The 6,312-nt window shown below is 33.5% G+C and carries 7 protein-coding genes; all 7 read right to left on the bottom strand.

The genetic code is table 11. The annotated features are described in order from the left end of the window. Positions 1-418 (bottom strand): condensation domain-containing protein (locus tag ORL93_RS28160; protein ID WP_265960115.1); only part of this gene is annotated, 418 nt, incomplete at its 3' end. A 296-nt stretch (positions 419-714) separates the two neighbouring features. Further along, on the bottom strand, positions 715-1,941 hold the full coding sequence (locus ORL93_RS28155; protein ID WP_020063018.1) for an ATP-grasp domain-containing protein: 1,227 nt from the start codon (positions 1,939-1,941) through the stop codon (positions 715-717). Between the two features lie 77 nt (positions 1,942-2,018). After that, complete coding sequence (locus ORL93_RS28150; protein WP_020063017.1) at positions 2,019-2,777, bottom strand: phytanoyl-CoA dioxygenase family protein; 759 nt, start codon at positions 2,775-2,777, stop codon at positions 2,019-2,021. 100 nt (positions 2,778-2,877) lie between these two features. Beyond that, positions 2,878-3,537 (bottom strand): D-sedoheptulose-7-phosphate isomerase, encoded by a 660-nt coding sequence (locus ORL93_RS28145; RefSeq protein ID WP_020063016.1) that lies wholly within the window; start codon positions 3,535-3,537, stop codon positions 2,878-2,880. Between the two features lie 69 nt (positions 3,538-3,606). Then, on the bottom strand, positions 3,607-4,452 hold the full coding sequence (locus ORL93_RS28140; protein WP_034304037.1) for an SDR family oxidoreductase: 846 nt from the start codon (positions 4,450-4,452) through the stop codon (positions 3,607-3,609). Continuing rightward, a complete protein-coding gene (locus ORL93_RS28135; RefSeq protein ID WP_020063014.1) occupies positions 4,445-5,071 on the bottom strand; it encodes a hypothetical protein in 627 nt (208 codons plus the stop codon). The genes ORL93_RS28140 and ORL93_RS28135 overlap by 8 nt, the downstream gene beginning before the upstream one ends. Then, the gene (locus ORL93_RS28130; protein ID WP_020063013.1) at positions 5,071-6,297 is read right to left on the bottom strand and encodes a hypothetical protein; all 1,227 of its coding nucleotides are present in this window, start codon (positions 6,295-6,297) and stop codon (positions 5,071-5,073) included. The genes ORL93_RS28135 and ORL93_RS28130 overlap by 1 nt, the downstream gene beginning before the upstream one ends. Positions 6,298-6,312 lie beyond the last annotated feature (15 nt).

Genomic DNA, 6,312 nt, shown 5'->3' with positions numbered 1-6,312 from the left:
TACGCCCCAGAAATTCTTTAAAACTCGGATTTCCAGATAGATCTGAACGCATTACTAGGGTATTTACAAAGAATCCAATCAATTCTTCTAATTCTCTGTGATTCCGATTCGCTACAGGGCTTCCTACTAGTATGTCTTCCTGTCCTGTATACCGATATAGAAGTACTTTAAATGAAGCTAACAGCGTCATATATAAAGTAACGCCTTCCTGTTGGCTCAATTTATACAAATCTTTCAGTAAATCTTTTCCTAGCCTATATGTGACCCGACCTCCTGTATATGTCTGAACTAATGGACGCTCATAATCTGTAGGTAGCTGTAGTACTGGTAAATCACCACTTAATTTCTTTAACCAATACTTTAAGGATTTCATGTCATAACTAATTCCCTTTGTGTGTAACTCATTTTTAAACTTCAAGAAAATTCCTCCAAATAATAAATTCCATTGCGTCTTATACAAATGGAGCTCCGTTCATAATTTATAATCTAATGATTAATGCATTTCCACCTAAATCATCCCAAAGTTTATTCTTACTATTCTTAGCTGTAAATAGTAAGAATAGTAAGAATAAAACCTGCAACATACTCATAAATCCCCCTTATATGCATAACCATGTAAAAATAATAATGATTTGTTTTTACTTTAGTATTAGCCCTTTTTAGATTAAACGGGTAGTCATTTTTAAAAATCACCCTTTTTTAATTAAATTCCTTTCATGGAATATCTTCCAAGAAAATCGATTTATCTATTACTTTACATATTTCGTGGAACCTTTTTCTTAATTCCTCACGAGAAGAACCAACAAAAACAACGGACCCAATAGTACCTGTAGAAGATTTACTCTCCCTAAGTTCTTCTCCTTCTTTCACCCTAGGCTGATATTCTGTAACCCATGAAAAAGGAAAACTATCAATCATTGAAATAAGTTTTCCACGTCTTGTCGGAATTAAATATGAAGCTGAAAGTTGTTTTGGAACAATATTTCGTGGAACTGTCACATCCAGTCCACACTCTAATCTAGACCATTCAGCATTCAAATCCACTCCATAAGACTGAATAATACATTCCCCTATTCTTGCGCCTGCCGTTCTACTTGCAATTTCACAAAAAACTAGTTGATCATTAGCTGTATGAAACATTTCGCAGTGAAATGATGAATGATTCGGAGCTGGTAAAGATTTAACTATGTTATTAGTAAACTCGTAAATGCGACTAAAAATCTCTTCGTCTGGTGATAGCAACTCAGTTAATGCACCTAAAACTTGTTGATACCCACCACCTGCAACACGATTTAAGGGAACCGTTCCGTATCTTCCAACGGCTAGGAAAACAATTTCCCCATCCATAATCAAACCATTTGAATGATACATTTCTCCATCTACAAAAGTCTCAACCATCATATTAACTAAGGCTGTACTCTCCATAAATTCTTCTGCTTGTTCCCAGTTCCAAATCACCTTTGTATTAATTGAGCCAAATCCATCTTGTGGTTTTACAACTATAGGGAATCCATTTTTAAGAATAAATTTATACAAATCCATAGGAGAATAAACTTCCATGTAATCTGGACAAGGCAAACCTGCTTTTTTGATATATGACTTCATGGTTGGCTTATGACGAAATGCGCGGGCACTTTCTACAGACTGTCCCGGTATATCTAAAGCCTCCCTTATCCTTGCTGCACGTAAAAGGTCTCTTTCATCTAATGCAATAACACGACTTATAGAATGTTCTTTACCAAGCTTAACTGCCTCAACTTCAACTAATCCATTTGAATCATAGTTCCTAAAACCCTTGACCAAAGAGTATCCAGTGAATTGATCCGAAAAATTCGAATCTGTAAACATATACACTGGCTCCGGGTATTCCGATAACCATTCTAAAAAATTTGTCATATATTTTTTATCCGGCCCTAATCTATTCAGTATTAATACTGTCATTTACGTTCCTCCATTTATAAAGGTGATCTATCTATAGTCTTGAAAATATTAATTTTAGGCCTGGGGCTAATGCTTTTTTATTTAGTTATGTATTTAAAATTAAGGCCATCACACCTTGTAATATTCGGAAAATTCTTCTCTTTATTAGTTCCCCTTACCAATATAGAAGGCCACATCCCTTCAATATTTGGTTTTACCCAAGTAGGGACATACCGGAAAACTAATCCACATCTTCTTCTTGTCGATTGATTCAAAGGACTTCCATGAATTACATCTCCATGAAATACAGACATTTCTCCTGCTTTAAGCTCTAAAGGGATTGCAGCCTCTTCATCAGATTGTTTTAAGCTTACTTCATTAAATACTAAAACATTGTTCCCTTCTGCTTTTTTATGTTCCACAAGCCCCTTATTATTTGACCCAGGAATAACATATAAGCAACCATTGTCAATATCACAATCATCAATAGCAATCCAAACTGACACTTGGCATGGAGGGTTTAATTCCTGATAACGAGAATCTTGATGCCAAGGTACATAATGGTCATCCCCAGGCCACTTACAAACAAATCTTGAACCAATTAGAAAAATATTTTCACCAATTAAAGACTCAACCACATCTAAGACTTCTGAAGAGATGGCAACATCCCATACATAGTCTTGATCAATATGCCTATTATGAAGTTCTCTTTTAATATTTTTGTTTTGTAATCCTTCTATTTCAACCATAGAATCAAAATGAGATCTAAACATAGTTGCTTTATCTTTGTCAAAAACAGGAATCTTATTTAAATAACCTTCTTTTTCATATTGATCTACTAGATTTTTTGATAACACTATTAAATCCCCTATCAATTTAATATTTAGTTAAATTTACGAATATATATTTCTATAATATTAACCAGCAAACTTTATTTTTTAGTATACTAAAAAGTTTTTAACATACTAAAACATCTTCTGTTTTAAATAGTTCCTCCTCAAGTAACTCACAAAGTAAGTGAGATATAGCTTTATGAGACTCTTGGATGGCAGGTGTCATTGTTGATGGAATCTTTATTACTATGTCACAAATATTATCTAACTGCCCTTGGTTTAATCCAGTAAAAGCAATAGTTTTTATCTCCATGGCCTTTGCTACTTTTGCGGCTTGAATTACATTCTCTGAGTTACCTGATGTACTTAGCAGTAATAGACAATCTCCATTTTTACCAAGTGCTACCAGTTGTTGAGCAAAGACCAAACTATAGTCAATATCATTTGAGATTGCAGTTATAACACTAGAGGGGCAAGTTAAAGAAATAGCGGGTAATCCTCCCTGTAATTTTTTTGCCATTTCAGCCCCATCAGAACCGAAAAACTCAGTTAGTTTTTTCATAAATAGCTCATTAATTGGTCTAGCCTTCATGTAATCTTTCACTAATTCTGCCACTATATGCTCAGCATCACTAGAACTACCACCATTTCCACAAACAAACACCTTATTTCCATTTTTAAAAGTGTTTAATAAACAAAAATAAGAGGAAATAAAACTGTCTGTAACAGATACCAAGTCTTCATTTATATCATAAAGTCTTTTGCCTACATATTCTTTTTGCACATTAATTCTCCTTATAATATTGATTTTTTATTTTTCAGAAACGGAAACTAATATCAAAACCATTTTAACTTACCAAATTGTTCGGCCACCATCGATAACCAGAGTCGCCCCAGTCATATAAGAGGATGATTCACTACACATATAAATTAAAGTACCACTATATTCATCTGGATTAGCTAATCGACCTAATGGTATTCGTGATTCGACCCGTTTTAGAAACTCACTATCTTGATCCTTTAAAACGCCACCAAGTACTAATGTATTTACTCTTACATTTTTATTTGCCCAATAAGTAGAAAGATATCGTGTTAGTCCTAGTATGGCGGTCTTTACACTAGAATAAGAAACTGGTTTTATATCTTGTTCTTCTTCAGGTATACCCTCTCGTCTATAAAGTCTTTGGTCAGGAGAAATTATGGAAAGATCTGAAGAAATATTTACAATTATCCCCTTTCCCTTATTAGCCATATGTGTACCAAATACCTTAGAACACAAGAAAGCACCGGTAAGACCAACTGAAAAATCTTTATTCCATTTTTCAAGAGTAAAATACTCGAACTGCAATGATTCTTTTAAACCCATTTCTCTTGATACTTGAGGATTATTAGCTGCATTATTAATCAATATATCTATTCTTGAATACTTATCTATAATTTTTTCGTATGCAGATTTAATATCTCGTTCCGAAGTTATATCGGTTGTTATAACTTCAACAGCTTTATCTGGATATAAAGAGTTCAACTGAGATTTTGCTTCCATTAGCCTTTCGGTATTGATATCTAAAAGTATAGGAACCCCACCAGCATCTATAATTGCTTCTGCGTGTTTTAAACCTAAAAATCCAGCTCCACCAGTAATTACAGCAACCTTACCATTTAGTCCAAAGTATTCTTTTAAAGTTTTCAATTTAACCATCCAATCTTGAAATATGAAGTTTACCAAAAGCTAATTGGCGTGTATCTGTATTTAGAAACAATTTTGAGTGTGTCCGCATTTTATTAAGAAATGGACTCCTATATATTTCTGACAATCCTTCTGGATCACCCACAAACCCCTCAAACATAAAATCTGTAGGGTTACTTGTACTATTATTTTCATTAACGCCTGCATTAAAATTCACTAATGAATAATACGGCTGGTCTTTCTCCATATTAAAGTGTTCCCACAATGCCTTTTCCCTTTCACTTTCTTCTAAAGCGTGTGCCCAGGAATAAAAAGAAACTATAACATCAGCCCCTTCCTGATATTTACCTTTAGAAAATGAAGCACTTTTCATCATTAAAAAATCTAGACCATATTCTAGAACTAATTTATCTGAGGAGATACTGTTACTAAATTTTTGTGAATTATAAATATCTTGATCTATCTCAATATCTATAATTGTTCTCCAATTGAAAACTTCACTCTGAGCCTCCAAATCAGTATATATGTAGATATTTCTAGATCCCGTTAAAGTATGTAAATGATCAAGATCTGATTTATCCGGGGTCCAATCCGCTTTAGAAAGTAATTTTAACTTGTACGTGTCCCACATCAAAATTCACCCCAAATTTCTTCTATATAATCTAAAAGTCGTATAGCTGATGGATCTTTTATTTTAAAATAGTAAGCTGCTTCCTTCAGAATATTCTCTCTTAACACAGTGTTAACTAGTCCTTGATTAATTGTTTCTTTTAAATCCAAAAGATTTGTACAGAGACTACCATGACCAGCGAGGTGAGTTGGCAATGTTAATAAACCTGTAGCTTTTAGAATGGCTTGCCTTATACAATCGTCTTCAATATAAAGACTAACTGGTACATCATTAAAAGATCCTTGTAAAGTTGTATACGCCAGAGTATCAAGGTTTACCATTGAGGCCGTAGAAATAACCAAATCAGAAACAGCTAAATATTCGAGATAATCAGAAAATTCATCTTCCGGTACTACTTTTAATCCCTTACCAAACTCATTTAAAATATCCGCGTATTTAGAAATTTCACGATGGGTCATTCTTGGGTGAACTTTATATAAAAAAGTAACATCCAAATTTAGTTCCACTAGAGATGTAAGAACATGTTCAAACCCTATGAAATCTGATTCATATTGGAGCGCTGAACAAGCATAGAATACAACTTTTTGATTTTGGGATATTCCTAAAGAACTTCTTATATTTTCACGAACCATAGATAATGGATCTGATCTTAGGAATAAATCATGCGCTAGCCACCCTGTACTACATATAGGGCCAGAAAATCTATGTTTCATAATTTCAACAGCCAAATTATCCACAGTAGCTAAATGTGTAACTCCATACTTTAACAAATCATCTTCCCCATCATTTAATATATTCCCTACTCCATAATAGTCTTGGATACCTAGAATAGGTCCCGAGTACCCTACATTGCGAACCGCAGTAGGCAATATTTCATCCACATCAATACCAGTTACAGGTGTTGTCCGTATTACAATATCAAAATCTATTTCCTTAAAGAATTTAATCATAGACTCTAGTATTAAAGAGGTATCAATACTTCCATCGATATTATCATTTGAAAGTTCGAATGACTTTACATTTATTTTTTCTATTATATTTTTATTCAAATAAAAAACTTGTACTCTTTCGTTTATAAGTAAGGAAGGATAACGCTCAACAATAAACGTAATGGCGGTATCTGAAAGTAACAAATAAATCTCATATTTAGAAGTTAAGGTTGGAATTGCTTCTGCAATAAACCAAGTAGGGCCTGGATGCCTACATGTAATTATGATTCTACGCATATCAAGAACCTACCT

It is taken from the genome of Bacillus sp. DHT2 (genome assembly GCF_026241455.1).
GTDB lineage: Bacteria > Bacillota > Bacilli > Bacillales > Bacillaceae_G > Bacillus_A > Bacillus_A pseudomycoides.
Note: the sequence above shows the minus strand (reverse complement) of the source record. Positions and strands in the feature narration are given on the sequence as shown.